This is a genomic window from Neobacillus ginsengisoli (genome assembly GCF_030813055.1).
Window position 1 is genome coordinate 124,609 of record NZ_JAUSTW010000007.1, and the last position, 17,471, is coordinate 142,079.

Sequence of the window (17,471 nt, forward strand, 5' to 3'; positions counted from 1 at the left end):
TTCATCACCCTCCTATCCCAAGCATAATGGTTTCAAGTGCGGCATGAAGCGGTGAGCTTAAAACACTTGGGAACACACCGATTAACACGATCAACAGCATCAACACGACTACAGGCACGATTTCCACGCCTTTTAAATCGAGGACGCCGGTAAATTCACGGTGTGCTTTTCCGTACGTAATGCCGAGTGTGGCACGAAGTAAATAAACAGCTGTCATAATGATACCAATTGTACCAACCGCAGCAATCACCGGCATTTCTTTAAATAAACCAAGGAACGCCATAAATTCACTGACAAATCCCGACATCCCCGGCAATCCGAGTGAAGCCAGACTGCCTGCCAGTAAGAAGCCTGCAGCGACCGGCATTCCTTTTGCCATTCCGCCAAGATTTTCTATCAGCGATGTATCGGTGCGTTCATAGAAGACACCAACAAGGAAGAACAATAAGGCTGAAATTAATCCGTGTGAAATCACTTGGAAAATTGCCCCTTGAACGCCTGCCTGATTCATGGCTGCAAGACCGATTAACACAATTCCCATGTGTGAAATCGAGGAATACGCCAAAACCATTTTAAAGTCTGTTTGAATGAACGCCAGAAACGCTCCGTACAATAGGTTGATGACGCCAAGGACAGCCAGCAGAACGGCAAGAGTTTTGAACTGCGTTGGAAAAATTCCCATTCCAAAGCGGATTAAACCGTAGGCACCGATCTTTAACAGAATACCGGAGTGAATCATAACAATGGACGGCGGTGCCTGTACGTGAACCTTCAGCATCCAGCTGTGCAATGGGAAAATCGGTAATTTCACACCGAATGCAATTAGTAGAGCGATTAACAGCCCCAGCTTTGTTCCGCCTGAAATCGGCGCAATCAAATCAACATTTTTATCATTAAGCAAGTGATGCAAGGCATCAATATTCGTTGTACCTGTCCGGGCAAACAGGATCATGATCACAATTAACAAAATTGCTGAGCCCAGGCCGTTGTATATTAAGAAACTAAATGCTGCTTTTTCTTTTTCAAAATAGCCCCATTTTCCGATTAGGAAGAACGTCGGAATTAAGGTTACCTCGAAGAAGATAAAGAACAGAATTAAGTTTTGGGCGGTAAAGACGCCAAGCATTCCTAGTTCTAAAAGAAGGAACAGCATAAAATAGCCCTTCCATTCTTTTTTAATATGAATGGAGGCAATCGCGGCAAGTGTCGCAATTACGGTCGTTAACACGATGAGCAATAACGAGAAGCCGTTAAGAGCCAATTCATATTTGACTGCAAAAATATCCTGAGCCGTACCTTTAAAGCCGCCGAATTGAATCCATGGAACCGAAACGGAAAAATCCTTCAAGCTTTTACCTGCAAGATAATGAAGATACGCGGCAAGCGCGAGAAGCAGTGCCGGCAGCGTGGCTAAAAAGCCGACCAATTTAATCGATTTCTCAGAACGTTTAGGCATGAAGGCTAAAATCACGATACCTAGTAAAGGGGAGAATACTAGGATGGATAAAACAGAAGCTAGATTCATTTTAAGTACCCCCCTGTTAACGCAAAGATGACTGCTAAAACGGCTAAGCCGATGAAAGCAACTGCACCATACGTTTGAACCTGTCCGGTCTGCATTTTTGAGCCCGATCTTCCAAGTCCCTGAATTGCGCCTGTCACAGCTTTGACGAGTCCTTCGACAAGGTAAACATCAATGAAACGTAAGAAGTAGCTGATTCCTTTTGTTATGGCCACAATCGACAGTTGATAGAATTCGTCGATGTAATATTTATTGTAAAGAATCGTGTGCAAGGTACCGCCTTTGCCGCTCAGCCAATCGCGGGAAATCGAACGTTTTCCGTAGATAAGCCAGGCAAGGAAAATTCCTGCTAAAGAAACAATAATCGCCACAATAGTAATCCACACAGGGCCTTCCACATGATGCGGTGCAAGTGCTTCATTTCCGTCGACAAGCCAGTCACCAAGGAAGTTGCCGAACCAAGTGGTGTTGACGTAACCTCCGATAATGGCTAACACTCCGAGGACGATCATTGGCAATGTCATCAAGGACGGTGATTCATGGATATTTTTCATATTGCTACGCGCTTCACCGGTAAACACCATGAAGAACAGGCGGAACATATAAAATGCCGTAAAGAAGGCAGCAATCAGCGCAAGCAGGAACAGGATTGGATGTCCGCCTTCCCAGGCAGCTGACAAGATTGCTTCTTTACTAAAGAAGCCTGATAAAAGCGGGACACCGCTGATCGCGAGTGTTCCAATTAAGAATAACGGACCTGTTAAGCGCAGCTTTTTCCAGAGACCGCCCATTTCTTCGATATCCTGCGTATGAACCGCATGAATGACACTGCCTGCTGCAAGGAACAACAAGGCTTTAAAGAATGCATGTGTCATTAAGTGGAACACACCCGCAACGTAGCCGCCAGACCCTAAGGCAAGCATCATGTAGCCAAGCTGACTGACGGTTGAATACGCTAATACCCGTTTAATATCGGTTTGCACAAGGCCGATGCTTGCCGCAAAAATCGCGGTGAAGGCACCGATAACGGCAATCACCAGTAAAGCGGTTTTGCTCGCTGCGAACAACGGGAATAGTGCAGCAACAAGGTAAACCCCTGCAGCAACCATCGTTGCGGCGTGGATTAACGCCGAAACAGGTGTCGGACCTTCCATCGCATCAGGAAGCCATGTGTGCAGCGGGAACTGACCTGATTTACCGACAGCCCCGATAAAGATTAAGATTGCTGTCAAAGTAATCATTGAGGTTGAAATATCGCCGTTTTGCACGGCTTTAAAAATATCACTGTATTCAAAGCTTTTTGTTTGCCAAAATAAGAGGATCATGCCGATTAACAGTCCAACATCTCCGATACGGGTCATGATGAACGCTTTTTTCGCGGCTGCCTTCGCTTCTTCCTTGTAGAAATAAAAACCGATTAAGAGGAAGGAACCGACCCCGACAAGCTCCCAGAATATATAGGTTTGCAGCAGGTTTGGCGAAATGACCAATCCAAGCATTGCAAACGTAAATAATCCTAAATAGGCATAGAATACCGGAAACCGCTCATCCCCGTGCATATACCCTTTTGAGTATGTATGTACCAGGAAGCTAACGAGCGATACAATACACAGCATTAATGCATTTAATTGATTCACTTCAAATCCCGCTGTTAGATGAATATCTCCAATTGTAAGCCAGTCGACCTTCGTCGAGTACGTTGGTGATGTAAAGCGATCGAACAGCACCAACAACGAGTAGACAAGCGACGCCAGCGTGAGCAGGATCCCCACATAGGCACTCGCCTCCTTCAGCCGCTTACCGAACAAGAGAAGGATCAAAAACGATAATAGCGGGAAAAGCGGTATGATCCATGCATTTTCCATCATTATCACTATCCCCTTTTTAATGCGAAGTGCCTGTCACCGTTCGTGGACAAAACATACATTTTGTCCATATGGGATGGACACATAAGTGTCCGCATACAGTGGACATTTCGCCAAAAGTGTCTTTCAATGGTGCCTGACACCAATTAGTTTTTCATTGAGTCCATTTCGTCGATATTAACGGTTTTGCGGTTTTGGTAGAGCGAGATTAGAATCGCCAGGCCAACCGCGGCTTCGGCTGCGGCAACGGTAATCGCAAACAGCGCAAAAATTTGACCGGTGATGGATGGTGCCATCCCGTATTTGCTGAACGTAACCAGGTTAATATTAACGGCATTGAGCATAAGCTCAATGGAAATCAAGACGATAACGGTGTTTCGTTTTGTCAGAGCACCGTAAAGTCCGATGCAAAATAAAATGAGTGCTAATGCCAGGAAGGCTGAAGCGGGAACTGAACTCATTGTTTATCCGCTCCCTTCACGTCTTTTTTCGCCAAAATAATGGAACCGACAAGAGCAACTAATAGTAAAACAGAAACAAGCTCAAACGGGATAATCCATTTTGAGTAGAGTGCTTTACCGATTTGCATCGTGTTGTTTTCATGCAATGCGGTCGGAACCTGCGGAATATCGAAGTTGTAAATGCCGATGTAGACGGCAAACGCAAAACCGACAACCCCTAAAAACAATAAAACCTTTCTTAGTTTTCCTGCTTGCGGTTCACTTTCATCATTGTGCTTCGTCAACATGATACCAAAGAGCATGATAATCGTGATCGCACCCGAATAGATTAAAATTTGTACGGCCGCGACAAATTCAGCGGAAAGCAGGACGTAGATACCGGCAATGCTGACGAAAGTAAAGACAAGCGCAACGACCATGTGCATCACTTTTGTTAGGTTCAAAAGAAGCACGCCGCCAATGACCGCAACGAGTGCGAGGCCCATAAAAGCGAGGAATTCTCCTGAAAATGTCATGCTTTATTCACCTGCCGTATGTTTTCATCGTTTTCATCTAACCATTCAAGGTTTTTAAATAACATGTCCCGGCTATATTCTGCCAACTCAAAATTATTGGTCATGATGATGGCCTCGGTCGGGCACACCTCCGTACACAGGTCACAAAGGATGCAAATCTCAAAGTTGATGTCATAAGTGTCGATGATTTTTCCTTTTTTCGCAGGGTCCGGATGTTTTTTACCAGTTAATTGAATACAATCTGTCGGGCAAATCTGCGCACACTGATTGCAAACAATACATTTTTCCGGATAAAACTTTTGGATACCGCGGAACCGGTCCGGCAGCGGAAGCGGCTTATTCGGATAGTCATAGGTGACTTTCTCGCGTGTTAAGTTTTTTAGGGTATATTTCAAGCCTTTTGCTAATCCAAGCACGTTTTTCACCCCTTTTACGTTTTAAAAATTAATATTGTGCGACGTTTTGTCAGGTTTTTCAAGGGTCGCGTAAGGCGGAACTCAGGTCCGTTTCCCAAGCTTTTGTACGGACTGTCAAAGGTCGCGTGTTTTGCGAACCAGGTTCCTTTTATGAGAAAAATAACGTTTTGATTAAGGCGGTTAGGAATATGTTTGCCAATGCTACCGGCAACAGTACTTTCCAGCCCATTTCCATTAGTTGGTCGGCACGCAGACGCGGGAAGGCGACGCGGAACCAGATGTAGACGAATACGACCAAACAGAATTTAAGTGCGAACCAAACGGCGCCCGGAATAAAGCTAAGGAATGCAAATGGCGCCATCCATCCGCCTAAGAATAATGTTACGATCAGCGAGGACATCGCGAATAAGTAGACATATTCGGCGAGCATAAAGAATGCCCATCGGAAGCCGGAGTACTCGACGTGATACCCGGCAACAAGTTCTGATTCTGCTTCGGGAAGGTCGAATGGTGTCCGGTTTAATTCGGCTACGGATGAGATGAAAAAGACGATAAAGCCGATTGGCTGCAGTAATATGAACCAGCCGTGCGTTTGTTGATGAACGATATCATTTAAATTTAAGCTGCCGGATAAAAGAATAACGCCAAGGACCGACATAACGAGCGGAATTTCATAGGAAATCATTTGGGCTGCGGCACGCATGCCTCCTAGGAGGGCGTACTTGTTATTGGATGCCCAGCCGCCGGTGACTACGCCAAGTGTCGTCAAGCCCGATACAGCGATATAGTAAAGCAAGCCGACACCGATATCCGCGAATTGGAATTTGTCGGTAAACGGAATTGTCGCCAGCACCATAAAGGCCGGTGCAAAGGCGATGACAGGCGCGATGATAAATAAAGGCCGATCCGCCAGCGTCGGAATAATATCTTCTTTTAGTAAAAGCTTCAGTACGTCGGCAACGGTTTGCAATAGTCCCCATTTACCGCCGACTTGGTTTGGACCATGACGCAGCTGCATGTAACCCATGACCTTCCGCTCTGCGAGAATTCCGTACGTTACGAAGCCTAATACGACTAAAAGCAGGATGACGCCTAGTACAAAGAAGATTAGAAAATTGAACAACCCGGGACTCGAATGGAGTAAATCATTGACCATTAGCCGTCCACCTCCCCAAGGACAATATCAATTGCCCCTAATATAGCAATCAGGTTTGCGATATTTTCGCCCTCTAACAGTTTCGGAAGGATTTGCAGATTATAGAAAGATGGTCTTCTAAACTTTAAGCGATACGGTTCTTTTTTGCCGTCGCTCGCGATATAGCAGCCGATTTCTCCACGCGGTGATTCAATTCTAACAAATGCTTCCCCTTTTGGTGCCTTGATGATTTTCGGCACTTTGGCGAGAATTTCGCCTTCAGCAGGGAATTGTTCCACTGCCTGTTCAAGGATTTTCAATGATTCTTCGATTTCCGCCATCCGGACATGGTAGCGTGCCCAGGCATCGCCGCCCTCCTGAACGGGAACATCGAAGTTAAACCGGTTGTAGATTGAGTAGGGCTCATCTTTGCGGAGATCCCATTTGACGCCGGTACAACGAAGGTTCGCTCCGCTTAAGGAATAATTTAGAGCATCTTCTTTCGTATATTTCCCGATGCCTTTTACCCGACTCATAAAAATTTCGTTTCCGGTTGCCAGATAGTGATAGCCGGCAAGCTGTTCTCTCATATAGGGAATGAAGTCTTTTACTTTTTCAATCCAGCCTTCAGGTGCATCCCATTTGACGCCGCCCACACGCATATAGTTGAAGGTTAAGCGCGCACCCGATAGTTCATTGAGCATATTGATAATCATTTCACGTTCACGGAAGGCATAAAGGAATGGACTGACGGCCCCGATATCAAGCAGGAACGTTCCCCACCAAACAAGGTGACTGGCAATCCGGCCTAATTCCATAGCAATGACGCGAAGGAAATCAGCGCGTTCCGGCACCTGGATGCCCATCATCGTTTCAACGGCATGACAGATGACGTAATTGTTGGTCATGGCTGACAAATAGTCCATCCGGTCCGTGTACGGAATAATCTGCGTGTATTGCAGGTTTTCAGCTAGTTTTTCCGTTCCGCGGTGTAAATAACCGATGACAGGCTTTGCCTCAGTTATGATTTCCCCATCGATTTTTATCACAAGCCGGAATACTCCGTGCGTACTTGGATGCTGAGGACCGACGTTTAGTAACATTTCTTCCGTTCGTATCATTGGTTACACCTCCACATCATACGGCTCATAGTCTTTTCTAAGTGGATGGCCAACCCAATCTTCTCCGAGCATGATCCGGTATAAATTCGGGTGTCCGGTAAACTTAATGCCCAGTAAATCATATGCTTCACATTCAGGCCAGTCGGCGCCGGCCCAGATTGGCTGCAAGGACTCGATTGTTGGTTCATCACGGTCAATTTTTACTTTAAAAGCAACCGATTGACGGTTCTTGTATGAGTAAAAGTGCACATACACTTCCATATGTGTCTCAAAATCAGTTCCATGCAGCTCGGATAAGTAATCGAACCCTAACAGCTCATTGTATTTTAAAAATTGGGCCAGTTTAAAGTACGATTCGCGCTTGACCACGAGGGTCGGAACATCCTTCGATAGTTTATTAATATAAGAATCTTCTAAAACGTCAGGGCCAAGGTTTTCTTCAATGACTTTGACGTATTTATCTAAGAATGGCTGATTGGCTGACTTCGTTTCAGCTGTTGGTGCTGACGTATCGCCACCCGATACAGCCGCTTTCGCTTTGGCTGCTGCCGCTGCTTTGGCTTTGGCTTTCGCTGCGGCGATGGCTTTTGCTTTTTCATCGTCACCTGCTGGTGCGGCGGTTCCCGCGTCAGTCCCTGCTCCTTGCTTCGCGAGGGCTGCTGCTTTGGCCTTGGCCGCTGCGGCTGCCTTTGCTTTTGCTGCTGCCGCGGCTTTCGCTTTGGCATCATCGCCAGTAGCTTCTGTTGGTGCAGCAGTGCCTCCTGCCATTTCCATCGCTTTCTTTTTTGCTGCAGCGGCCGCTTTTGCTTTCGCTACGGCTGCGGCTTTTTTCTTCGCGAGGTCATCGTTGTCGTTTGCTTCTGCAGTTGGTGCTTCTGGTGCGGCGGCTGTATCCTGTACTGATGCTTCGGAATTACCCCCGGCCAGCTCCATTGCCTTCCTTTTTGCTGCCGCCGCTGCCTTCGCTTTCGCAACTGCTGCCGCTTTTTTCTTCGCAAGGTCATCAGCGTCACCGGACGTCGGTGCGGCGGATTCGGTTGGTGGCGCGGATTCGGTTGGTGGCGCGGATTCAGCCGGCGCTACCTCTTCCGTTATGCCTTCCCTTTGCTTCTTCGCCAATGCAGCTGCCTTCGCTTTCGCTGCCGCTGCGGCTTTTTTCTTCGCAAGATCGGTGTCATCACCTGAAGTTGCAGTTGTAGGTGTTTCGGCAGGCTTTTCTTCTTTCGGAGCCTCACCACTTGCTTTAGCCTGACGTTTAGCCAATGCTGCAGCTTTCGCTTTCTCAGCGGCTTCTCTCTTTAATTGATCGAGATCTTTTTCCCCGCTCATCGGTTAGATCACCTTCTTCCCAGTCTTCGCCTCGTAACGAATCTTTTCCCTTAATTTATTAATTCCATAAATTAAAGCGGCAGGGTTTGGAGGGCATCCCGGTATGTATACATCGACAGGAACGATTTGGTCGACTCCCTTTACAACTGAATATGATTTCACATACGGCCCGCCGGCAGTTGCACATGAGCCCATTGCGATTACCCATTTTGGCTCAGGCATTTGATCATATAAACGGCGTAAAATCGGCGCCATTTTTTTCGTAACAGTTCCTGAAACAATCATACAATCCGACTGTCTTGGCGACGTCCTGAAAAACGATCCAAAGCGGTCCAAGTCATAATGGGAGGAACCTACACCCATCATCTCAATCGCACAACAAGCCAGACCAAATGTCAGCGGGTAAATCGAATTGCTTCGCGCCCATGCCTTAACTTGCTCCAGCGTCGTCATAAACACATTTCTTTGTAACTCTTCCATTTCCTGAGGTGAAATGTTGTCTAATTTTAGATCCATCTTAGCACCTTCTTTTTCCAAGCGTACACTAGGCCAATTAATAGCATAATCACAAAAATTAACATTTCAATCAACGCAAAAATTCCTAGTTTATTATAGGCCACAGCCCACGGATATAAAAACACGGTTTCTACATCAAAAATAACAAACATTAGGGCGAAAATATAATAGCGGACATTGAACTGTACACGGGAATCGTGAAATGGCTCAATACCGCTCTCATATGTGGTATACTTCGCATCACTCGGTTTATGAGGACGCAAAAGCTTACCTAAATATAACGCCACCGCAGGCAGCAACACCCCAAGACATAGGAACACAAAAACTATCAGATAATTATTCTGATATACATTAAGTTCCATGTCCATCCCCTCCAATGTTGTAGAATTTTCATACTAGTGAATATTGTAACCGATAACATTATAGCATTGTTACAAACCCGTGTCGACAAGCCCAAATAAAGTTAAATTGTAAATTCAATTGCCGCAAAAATTTCGATTCAAGCTTTTGGGAGCTTGCTCACAAAAAAGCTTGAATCGAAATTTTTGCAAGCTTCAGCGATAGCTGAAGCGCAGGTGCGACGATAGCACCGGCGATTGAATTTTCAATTTACACCCGCACTGGGTTCGAGACACGGGTGTCCCCCCTGAGCGTTTGCGTGATCTCACTTCCTGAATTTACATCAGAGATGACGCAAGAGCGAATTGGCAGACACTAATAGAACACGGGGGGCTAAGTGCACGTGATCTGGAGCGTAGCGGAAGATGACGTGCATAAAGAAGGTTCGCAAGAGCCCCAAAATATCGACAACAACCCCTATTTAACAACAAAACTCAAGCAATGTCAGTGAGATTTGTCATTATTTGTTCAATCTTTATTGATAAATTTAGGTTTTCCAACACATCTGAAACCTATAAAATTCGACAAACCTCCATATATTCAATGATTCACTCAAACTTAACTAAAATCAACAACATCAATCACAAAGCCCATCCACTATAATCATATTCTGGTAGTTCCAATTCATTCTGCATTTGCTTCGATATACGAAAAAGCACCAAATTCTTAATAACCGTGAACAATTAAGTAAGATTCGAACAGACAAAAAGCCAGACGTAAGTCTGGCCAGGTATTTTACATACTCTTTCTATTTAAATTCATTTCCATCCCAAAAACCCTCTACACAAAGTATAGAGGGAATAAACTTTCAAAAAAAGAGCGCTATCAACCAGCGCTCTTTCCATAACTAATATTATTGCAAGTAAAATTTATAACTATCGCCTAAAATATATTGTTTTCCTATATGCACAGGCCGGCTGTTTTCATCAAAGACTGTCGTTTCCATGTAAAAAAGAGGTTCTCCGCTCGAAGTATGGAGTAAATTTACTTCTTCTTCAGTAGCCCTAACAATCTCCAATGTTGTTCCTCTGGCACCAAATGGTTTTACATTCAGCTTTTCTCTCAATATTTTATAGACAGAACCCTCTAAGTTTTCATTTAATAAAGAATGAAAATCTTTATATGAAAAGTAGTTGTTCTCTAACATAATCGGAGAATCGCCGGCATATCTTACCCTCTGGATAAAAACACATGCATCTCCATCATCTAGTTGTAGTAATTTTTGATCATTTGGTGTTGGTTGAATAATTTCCTTTTTAGTGACTTTACTGCTTGCAGTTAGACCATTCGCTTTACAGGCATCACTAAAGCTTAAAAAATGAACAATCTTCCGCTCAATTTTCCTTTTGTTGACAAACGTACCCTTCCCCTGCTTTTTAACCAGATACCCTTCTTCAACCAACTCGAGAATGGCTTTTCTTACTGTAATCCTGCTAATTTTATACTCTTCGCTTAATTCTAATTCAGTTGGAATTTGATCTCCGTATTTTAATTGACCATTAATAATCGAGCTGCGGATAGACTCCTTCAATTGTATATATAAAGGAATTTGGTTATCCTGTTTTAACATCTATTTCACCTGCCTCATTTTAAAAAAAATATTGAACATTATTCAGATACTATCAAGTATATATAAATTAATCCACGCTATCAATTACCAATAAAACCAGCAAGAATCTCCAGCGTCCTTTCAATTGCTGTATCCGGATTTTGCACATATTGGTAAGAAGTATATTCTAAAGTCAGAGAGCCTTTATAGCCAAATTGACTCAATTGATCGATGTATTTCTGCAAATGCAGGACACCATCGCCCCAGACATGATGACCTTCAGGTTTCCCATCGATGAAATGAATATGAACTAAATCCTCTTTTAATAAGCTAAAATAATCATGGAAATCTTCGTTTGCTAATGCCATTGGAATCGTATCAATCATCCCCTTAAGATAAGGGCTGTTGACTTCATCTAACATGGCTTTGAGTGATTTGGAATCGTAAACCAAATTGGATTCTACTCTTGTTAAAGGTTCAAATGCAAGAGTCAATTCTAAATCAGCCGCAACCTTTGATAATCGCTCCAATGAATCTCTTGTTCTTTTCCATGCTTCTTGCCTGTCTTCATTTTCATAACCCCAGCCTGGAGTAACTAAAAGCATGGGCGCACCTAAAACTTTGGCAGCTTCTGCTGATTGATAAAGTATTGAATACTTTTTTCGCGAAGACCTTCCTCTTTGGCAGCAAGATTGATCGGATACACACACTGCTCTGGTGTAAAGCAGACAACCGATAAATTTCTTCTATCAATCTCTTTTTTTACCTGTTTCATATCTTGAATACTCATATCATCAACATAAAAATGTGGAGAAGCTCCCCATAATTCAATATTTTTAAACTCATATCGAACCATTGCATCTAAAAAGTATTCCAAAGGATAGTGTTTATAGTGGAAATTCATCCCTGTTACTTGGTCCCTCGTTATTTTTGACATAGGTCCCAACTCCTTCCATATTATTCTTATATATATAGACACTAATTAAACACTAAATTAGCAAAATATTCAAAAATAATATAACATTATATTATGTTATAAGTCAATTAAATAAATTTAATGTTCAAAAAACATTGACAATTACATTGATGCGATTTAATATAATGTTATATAATGTATTATTATATTCCATACCAAAAGATTCTAAGGAGGAAAAATGATGGTTAATTCACAAGTAGTTGTAGATCAGCAGGTTCAAAATGTGTTAGATGCTTTGAAAGGCCGTACGATAAACCACGTATATTTTGTTGCATGCGGCGGCTCTTCAGCCATTATGTATCCAAATAAGTACATAATGGACCGTGAAGCAAAAAATATTTCTTCAGATGTATACAGTTCCAATGAATTCATTCATCGCAGCCCTAGAAAACTTGGCGAAAATTCACTCGTTATCTTATGCTCTATGTCCGGCACAACTCCCGAAACTGTTAAAGCAGCCGAATTTGCCCGTCAAAAAGGGGCACTAACTGTTGGTTTTACTAACCAAGAAACTTCACCTCTTGCGCAAGAAAGTGAACTTGTTGTTAAATACCAATGGGGCGCGGAATCCATTGCGTTTAATACAAACTTAGGTTTATTGTATCAATTAACAATGGGCGTTTTAAACGTATTAGAAGGAAATGATAAGTTTGATAAAATGATCAACAGCTTAACAAATCTCCAGGCTGTGTTTGAAAAATCAGCAAAACAATATGAAAGCTTGGCACAACAATTCGGTCAAGATTACAAAGATGAAAAAGTTATTTATACAATGGCAAGCGGAGCAAACTACGGAATCGCTTATTCCTACGCTATTTGTATACTAATGGAAATGCAATGGATTCATTCCAATGCTGTTCACTCCGGTGAATACTTCCATGGTCCATTCGAGATTATTGATAAAGACGTACCATTTATTATCCTTCTCGGCTTAGATGAAACACGTCCTCTAGACGAAAGAGCATTAGATTTCTCGAAAAAATATGGAGAAAAACTGGTCGTATTAGATGCTAAGGATCTTGATTTAACTGGTATTGACGAAGAGCTAAAAGGCTATATTGCACCGCTTGTATTAAATCATGTTCTTCGTAAATATGCTGAACAATTGGCAGATGCCCGCAATCATCCACTATCAAAAAGAAGATATATGTGGAAGGTTGAATATTAATCTGAATTAGGCTCCCGAGTTTTGGCTCAGGAGCTTTTTCCTTTTTGGCTCTTTTCTTAAACTTTGTTGCTTCTGCACTAATTTGTGTCCAATTAGAGACGACTTCGGACAGGTTTGATAAATTCAAAGGCATTCGAGTCCGAACCAGAGGTGGCTTCGGACAGGTTGGGTGAACTAAAGGGCATTCGAATCCGAACCAGAGGGATTCGGTACAAACTTTACTATTAGAATTTGTTCGGAAAACAACAATCTTTGCGAAAACAGTCTTCTATTTTAAAGACTCTTTTTTAAAAGATTGTTGCTTTCTTTGATTCGCTGATAAAACTCTGGAATTCGCTGATAAAAGCTAATAATTCGCTGATAAGGTGTAGATTTACGACTTTTTAGGTGTTTGAACGTAGTTAAAAAACAATCTATACGAAAACAGCCTTTCTAAAAGCTATGTTATTCTCCAAAAAAATAACCTGCTCCATATAGAACAGGTTACTTATACTCACAGGACCCCTAGCAAATCGCAATCTTTTTCTCCCGCTTCTTACCATGGCCGAATGCGCCAAAGCGCTGACACGTTTCAGCTGCAGCCGCGGAACCCTTTTCCATTGCTTCCAGGGCATTGGAATGCACGATATATTCTTTTAAAAAGATCGCTACAAACGTATCACCTGCTCCAAGTGTATCGACTACATCGGTCTCGACAATGGCTTGTTCATAAACCTGATGGGAATCGGAGAATAACGATCCTTCAGAGCCTCTGGTAACGACGACATTTGGTGTACCTGCTTTGTGGACTTTCGTCACTAACGAAACACATTCCTCTTTTGTTAAATCGCCGCCGGAGAAAATTGCATATTTCACATAAGGGCAGACAAGTTCTAAATAGTCATCGTCATATTTTGTTGAAAAATCAAAGGAAATATCAATGTATTTTTGCAATAATGGCAATTCTTTTTCCAAATGGCTATATACGCTCGTATGCAGCAGTGAAAAGGTTTGAATAAACGCTAGTTCCTCTTCGGTAAAATTCAATTTCAGCTGTTTTTGGACTCCGCCCTTGTTCGAGCCTACAAACTTACGATCCCCATGCTCATCCAAAGCGACTACAGCCTCACCTGATGGTCCGATTACGTTCCGCACCCGCGAGACATCAATATTTTCCATCTTTAGCGAATTGACAATATGATCGCCTTCTTCATCATTCCCGACAATTCCAATATAGGAAACGTCATCCACACCATAACGTTTCCAAAAGACCGCCACATTTACGGCATTCCCGCCTGGGAACATCTCTTTGCGATCATCATAATAATCTACTACATTATCTCCAACTGCTATTAACCTCATTTCCAGAGCCCTCCCATTAGTTGAATAAGAGAAAGATACAATTTTTCATTGTATCTTTCCCTAAACTATTTTAATATGCCACGGTTCGATAATATCTTCTAATCTCTAAAGAATGATTACGTTTGTCTTCTAAATGTACACTAAGTCTTTGGAGAAGAGTAGACGTAACGATCGATGATAAATATTTTCTGAACTCTTCACTAATTCCTTCTAACTCGTAATCCTTTGTATCTAATACTGTCAATTTCTTTGTATACTTCTCAGCAAATTGCTCGACACGTTCCATCAAAGGACGTGTTTCGTCTTCTCCCTTAAGTAAAATAACGCTTGTGCCTTCTTCTACTAACTCTAATGTGCCATGGAAGAATTCTGCGGCATGAATGGATTTTGTTTTGATCCATTGCATTTCTTCCAATACACACATCGCATACGAGTAGGCACGGCCCCAAGTATTTCCTGATCCAACTACCATATGATACGGCTCATCCTTAAAGGCGACAGCAAACTCTTCCGCTTTTGCTTCAAATTGTTCTTTCGCATCGAGTAACTTTTCAGGAAGAACTTCTAATTGTCCAGCAAATGCTTCAAAGTTAGGGAAATCTCCATTTTTATTCATCAGCTTAAACGTTAGTAAATAGAGAATTAATTGATTGGAATCACTGGCAAAGTCATTTTCCGCAAAATTCACGATTGGAAAGTCTACCGTATCAGCAAGCGGCTTATTGTACTCACCTGTTAATCCAATCGTTGTTGCTCCTATGCCTTTACAGTATTTCGCTGCTGCTACCGTCTCCTGTGTTGTACCTGATAAAGAAGATAGAATCACAAGCGACTCCGCACTAAATTGTTTATGATTCTGTAACACAAATTCTGCTGCGATTTCGGCATAAGCAGGAATGGTGGAAGTCGAGTTAATCATAAATTCAAATGGGTAAAAAGTAGCAACTGCACCACCTGATCCAATTAAGAAAATGTTTTTAAACCCTTTTTCATAAACCTTATCGACAACCCTTTCAATTTCCTCCCTAAGCTCTAGTGCTCCACCGGTTACCTTGAGATACTTTTCTCTACTAAAATTCAACAACGCTTTCACTCCCTATTTTAATTTAACCTGCTCTCAGCTGTAACTTAACAATACGTTATAATACGTTATATAAATTATAGATTCATTTTCCATTCTTGTCAATAAAGGGAAATAGGCAATTTATCTTCAATGGGATACAGGGGGAAGCCCCCCAGTATTGAACCATTTGTTATCAGATACTAGAAAACAACTGTTACCCTTTTACACTTCCCTCGGCCATGCCGCGAACAAAATATTTCTGCATCATCATAAAGATGACGATAAGTGGAAGTGCGGAAATGACCAATCCAGCCATTAAGACTCCCCAGTTAGTGTTTAGGGCATCTTTGAAGACTAATAATCCGGAAGTAATCGGCTTTAGCTCTTCCTTTTGAATGAAGATGATCGAAAATAAAAACTCATTCCAAGAATAATAAGCGGTTAAAATCACACCCGTAAACAAAATCGGTTTGCTCATTGGCAGGAATATTCTCGTAAATACATCTAAACTCGTAGCCCCGTCCAGAAAGGCCGATTCTTCTAATTCTTTCGGAATCGATAGAAAAAAGGAACGAATTAACAGAACGGTTAAAGGAATCCGATAGGCCGTAAACGTTAAAATCAGCGCCCAATACGTATCTAAAAGTCCCATCTTTTGAATTAATTCATAGAGAGGAATTAAACTGCTTTGCGGCGAGAACATAAGACCTGCTGAGACAAATAGGAGCAGGAATTTTCCTCCTTTAATTTGGAAACGCGTCAAACCGTAAGCACATAAAGAACTGATCAAAACTGTCAGAATACACGTACCAATTGTAATAATCAAGCTATTAACGAAGTAGCTTGAAACCCCTTGCTGCCATGCAGTTATATAATTTGAAAAGAGCCATTGTTTTGGTAGTCCCCAAGTGTCATTAAAAATAGCTGCCGTATTCTTAAAGGAATTGATAATCATCCAAAATAAAGGATAGGCAATCGCAGTAAGGTAAAGGAGTAGAAACAGAAAGATTATCCCAACGACAATTGAGAAGCGTGGTTTTCCTTTTTTAGATTTTGTGTTAATGGTCGTAAACTTTACGATCTTTGCGTCCGACCCCACCAGTCCTGAATCTCCCTGTGATTCAATCGGCTTCATTTTTACTCCTCCCCTGTTTTTACGAACTTATTCTGTACAAAATAAAAGATAAGCGTAATACCCAAAATCACGTTTGCTATCGCAGAAGCATAACCAGGTTCATTATCAATAAACGCTTTCTGGTAAAGATATGTACTAAAGACTTGTGAAGAGTTACCTGGGCCACCACTCGTTAATACATATACTTCACTAAACACTAAGAATGATCCTGTTACTGTATAGATTAATAACACAAAGGTCATTTCTTTTACCTGAGGAACTGTAATATTGAAAAATGTCCGGATTTTCCCCGCCCCATCGATGGTCGCTGCTTCATATAATTCCCCTGGGATTTTTTGGACAGCCAATACATACATCATGACGGTATAACCAATACTTTGCCATTGGGAAACGGCAATAACAGCAAAAATAGCTGTTTTTGGATCCCCAAGCCATCCTTTTGCCAAATTGCCCAGGCCGAATAGTTTCAGAAAACTATTCAGTAACCCGACTTCCGGATTATAGATGAAACTAAAGAGGATCCCGATTACGGTCATGGAAATAAGAACCGGAATAAAAAAGGCTGTCCGGAATAATGTAGAAAATTTTCTGAAAATCTTATCTTCTAATATCGCTGCAATCACTAATCCAAGACCAACTTGAAGGATTACGGAGATACCTGCGTAAAGCAGATTGTTCTTTAGCACTGTGTAAAAGACGGGATCTTTAAAGAGGCGTACGTAATTATCTACTAAAACAAATTTTCTATTTAAAGTAAATGGATTCCATTCAAAAAATCCATTTATTACATTTCGAGCTAATGGATAGTAAACAAATAAGGCAAGCATCATAAAGGCCGGTGCAATGTATAAAATTGGGACTACTCGTGATCTCTGCATCTATACCACTCCCATCAACATCTATTAAAAATATGTCGGTTTAATAGGAACCAAGGATTCCGATAAACCGACACTTTAATAG

Annotated in this window: 18 protein-coding genes; 1 reads left to right on the plus strand and 17 read right to left on the minus strand. The window is 42.1% G+C overall.

All coding sequences use genetic code 11. From position 1 onward, the window contains the following. Positions 1-4 precede the first annotated feature (4 nt). The 13 genes from J2S10_RS19930 to J2S10_RS19990 all read right to left on the minus strand — a co-directional run bounded on the left by J2S10_RS19930 (position 5) and on the right by J2S10_RS19990 (position 11,765). Positions 5-1,525, minus strand: coding sequence for an NADH-quinone oxidoreductase subunit M (locus tag J2S10_RS19930; protein ID WP_307411322.1), 1,521 nt, complete (start codon positions 1,523-1,525; stop codon positions 5-7). Continuing rightward, positions 1,522-3,390, minus strand: coding sequence for an NADH-quinone oxidoreductase subunit L (gene nuoL, locus J2S10_RS19935; protein ID WP_307411325.1), 1,869 nt, complete (start codon positions 3,388-3,390; stop codon positions 1,522-1,524). The genes J2S10_RS19930 and nuoL overlap by 4 nt, the downstream gene beginning before the upstream one ends. Positions 3,391-3,533: 143 nt before the next feature. After that, on the minus strand, positions 3,534-3,848 hold the full coding sequence (gene nuoK, locus J2S10_RS19940) for an NADH-quinone oxidoreductase subunit NuoK (RefSeq protein ID WP_307411328.1): 315 nt from the start codon (positions 3,846-3,848) through the stop codon (positions 3,534-3,536). Continuing rightward, positions 3,845-4,363 carry an NADH-quinone oxidoreductase subunit J gene (locus J2S10_RS19945; protein ID WP_307411330.1) on the minus strand — a complete coding sequence of 173 codons (519 nt, stop codon included), beginning with the start codon at positions 4,361-4,363 and terminating at the stop codon, positions 3,845-3,847. The genes nuoK and J2S10_RS19945 overlap by 4 nt, the downstream gene beginning before the upstream one ends. Then, complete coding sequence (gene nuoI / locus J2S10_RS19950) at positions 4,360-4,779, minus strand: NADH-quinone oxidoreductase subunit NuoI (protein ID WP_307411333.1); 420 nt, start codon at positions 4,777-4,779, stop codon at positions 4,360-4,362. Before nuoI ends, J2S10_RS19945 begins: the two co-directional genes overlap by 4 nt. Positions 4,780-4,927: 148 nt before the next feature. Further along, complete coding sequence (gene nuoH / locus J2S10_RS19955; RefSeq protein WP_307411336.1) at positions 4,928-5,935, minus strand: NADH-quinone oxidoreductase subunit NuoH; 1,008 nt, start codon at positions 5,933-5,935, stop codon at positions 4,928-4,930. Beyond that, positions 5,935-7,035 carry an NADH-quinone oxidoreductase subunit D gene (locus J2S10_RS19960; RefSeq protein WP_307411339.1) on the minus strand — a complete coding sequence of 367 codons (1,101 nt, stop codon included), beginning with the start codon at positions 7,033-7,035 and terminating at the stop codon, positions 5,935-5,937. Before J2S10_RS19960 ends, nuoH begins: the two co-directional genes overlap by 1 nt. A 3-nt stretch (positions 7,036-7,038) precedes the next feature. Continuing rightward, positions 7,039-8,364: an NADH-quinone oxidoreductase subunit C gene (locus J2S10_RS19965; protein ID WP_307411341.1), complete on the minus strand. Its 1,326-nt coding sequence runs from the start codon at positions 8,362-8,364 to the stop codon at positions 7,039-7,041. A 3-nt stretch (positions 8,365-8,367) separates the two neighbouring features. Continuing rightward, entirely contained in the window at positions 8,368-8,880 is a 513-nt protein-coding gene (locus J2S10_RS19970) for a NuoB/complex I 20 kDa subunit family protein (protein WP_307411344.1), read from the minus strand. After that, the gene (locus J2S10_RS19975; protein ID WP_307411346.1) at positions 8,871-9,242 is read right to left on the minus strand and encodes an NADH-quinone oxidoreductase subunit A; all 372 of its coding nucleotides are present in this window, start codon (positions 9,240-9,242) and stop codon (positions 8,871-8,873) included. Before J2S10_RS19975 ends, J2S10_RS19970 begins: the two co-directional genes overlap by 10 nt. An 890-nt stretch (positions 9,243-10,132) precedes the next feature. Beyond that, complete coding sequence (locus J2S10_RS19980) at positions 10,133-10,849, minus strand: GntR family transcriptional regulator (protein WP_307411349.1); 717 nt, start codon at positions 10,847-10,849, stop codon at positions 10,133-10,135. An 80-nt stretch (positions 10,850-10,929) separates the two neighbouring features. Further along, the gene (locus J2S10_RS19985) at positions 10,930-11,433 is read right to left on the minus strand and encodes a sugar phosphate isomerase/epimerase family protein (protein WP_307411352.1); all 504 of its coding nucleotides are present in this window, start codon (positions 11,431-11,433) and stop codon (positions 10,930-10,932) included. 8 nt (positions 11,434-11,441) lie between these two features. Further along, a complete protein-coding gene (locus J2S10_RS19990; protein ID WP_307411356.1) occupies positions 11,442-11,765 on the minus strand; it encodes an apurinic/apyrimidinic endonuclease family protein in 324 nt (107 codons plus the stop codon). Positions 11,766-11,985: 220 nt separating this feature from the next. Here J2S10_RS19990 and J2S10_RS19995 point away from each other — a divergent pair, with 220 nt between their 5' ends. Further along, the gene (locus tag J2S10_RS19995) at positions 11,986-12,972 is read left to right on the plus strand and encodes an SIS domain-containing protein (RefSeq protein ID WP_307411360.1); all 987 of its coding nucleotides are present in this window, start codon (positions 11,986-11,988) and stop codon (positions 12,970-12,972) included. A 504-nt stretch (positions 12,973-13,476) separates the two neighbouring features. On the opposite strand, the gene J2S10_RS20000 is transcribed toward J2S10_RS19995, so the two are convergent. From J2S10_RS20000 to J2S10_RS20015, 4 genes are all read right to left on the minus strand, one after another. Further along, complete coding sequence (locus J2S10_RS20000; protein ID WP_307411362.1) at positions 13,477-14,313, minus strand: PfkB family carbohydrate kinase; 837 nt, start codon at positions 14,311-14,313, stop codon at positions 13,477-13,479. Between the two features lie 70 nt (positions 14,314-14,383). Continuing rightward, positions 14,384-15,397, minus strand: a complete 1,014-nt coding sequence (locus J2S10_RS20005) for an SIS domain-containing protein (protein ID WP_307411365.1) — start codon at positions 15,395-15,397, stop codon at positions 14,384-14,386. Between the two features lie 193 nt (positions 15,398-15,590). After that, positions 15,591-16,511 (minus strand): carbohydrate ABC transporter permease, encoded by a 921-nt coding sequence (locus J2S10_RS20010; RefSeq protein ID WP_307411368.1) that lies wholly within the window; start codon positions 16,509-16,511, stop codon positions 15,591-15,593. A gap of 2 nt (positions 16,512-16,513) precedes the next feature. Beyond that, the gene (locus tag J2S10_RS20015; RefSeq protein ID WP_307411371.1) at positions 16,514-17,389 is read right to left on the minus strand and encodes a carbohydrate ABC transporter permease; all 876 of its coding nucleotides are present in this window, start codon (positions 17,387-17,389) and stop codon (positions 16,514-16,516) included. Between the last annotated feature and the right edge of the window lie 82 nt (positions 17,390-17,471).

What these genes read in the sequence shown, in the direction of transcription:
- J2S10_RS19970 (WP_307411344.1), bottom strand. Translation starts at nt 8,880, where the DNA reads ATGGATCTAAAATTAGACAACATTTCACCTCAGGAAATGGAAGAGTTA.
- J2S10_RS20010 (WP_307411368.1), bottom strand. Translation starts at nt 16,511, where the DNA reads ATGAAGCCGATTGAATCACAGGGAGATTCAGGACTGGTGGGGTCGGAC.
- J2S10_RS19985 (WP_307411352.1), bottom strand. Translation starts at nt 11,433, where the DNA reads ATGCTTTTAGTTACTCCAGGCTGGGGTTATGAAAATGAAGACAGGCAA.
- J2S10_RS20015 (WP_307411371.1), bottom strand. Translation starts at nt 17,389, where the DNA reads ATGCAGAGATCACGAGTAGTCCCAATTTTATACATTGCACCGGCCTTT.
- nuoH (WP_307411336.1), bottom strand. Translation starts at nt 5,935, where the DNA reads ATGGTCAATGATTTACTCCATTCGAGTCCCGGGTTGTTCAATTTTCTA.
- J2S10_RS19960 (WP_307411339.1), bottom strand. Translation starts at nt 7,035, where the DNA reads ATGATACGAACGGAAGAAATGTTACTAAACGTCGGTCCTCAGCATCCA.
- J2S10_RS19965 (WP_307411341.1), bottom strand. Translation starts at nt 8,364, where the DNA reads ATGAGCGGGGAAAAAGATCTCGATCAATTAAAGAGAGAAGCCGCTGAG.
- nuoL (WP_307411325.1), bottom strand. Translation starts at nt 3,390, where the DNA reads ATGATGGAAAATGCATGGATCATACCGCTTTTCCCGCTATTATCGTTT.
- J2S10_RS19980 (WP_307411349.1), bottom strand. Translation starts at nt 10,849, where the DNA reads ATGTTAAAACAGGATAACCAAATTCCTTTATATATACAATTGAAGGAG.
- J2S10_RS19975 (WP_307411346.1), bottom strand. Translation starts at nt 9,242, where the DNA reads ATGGAACTTAATGTATATCAGAATAATTATCTGATAGTTTTTGTGTTC.
- J2S10_RS20000 (WP_307411362.1), bottom strand. Translation starts at nt 14,313, where the DNA reads ATGAGGTTAATAGCAGTTGGAGATAATGTAGTAGATTATTATGATGAT.
- J2S10_RS19990 (WP_307411356.1), bottom strand. Translation starts at nt 11,765, where the DNA reads ATGTCAAAAATAACGAGGGACCAAGTAACAGGGATGAATTTCCACTAT.
- J2S10_RS19945 (WP_307411330.1), bottom strand. Translation starts at nt 4,363, where the DNA reads ATGACATTTTCAGGAGAATTCCTCGCTTTTATGGGCCTCGCACTCGTT.
- nuoK (WP_307411328.1), bottom strand. Translation starts at nt 3,848, where the DNA reads ATGAGTTCAGTTCCCGCTTCAGCCTTCCTGGCATTAGCACTCATTTTA.
- J2S10_RS19930 (WP_307411322.1), bottom strand. Translation starts at nt 1,525, where the DNA reads ATGAATCTAGCTTCTGTTTTATCCATCCTAGTATTCTCCCCTTTACTA.
- J2S10_RS19995 (WP_307411360.1), top strand. Translation starts at nt 11,986, where the DNA reads ATGGTTAATTCACAAGTAGTTGTAGATCAGCAGGTTCAAAATGTGTTA.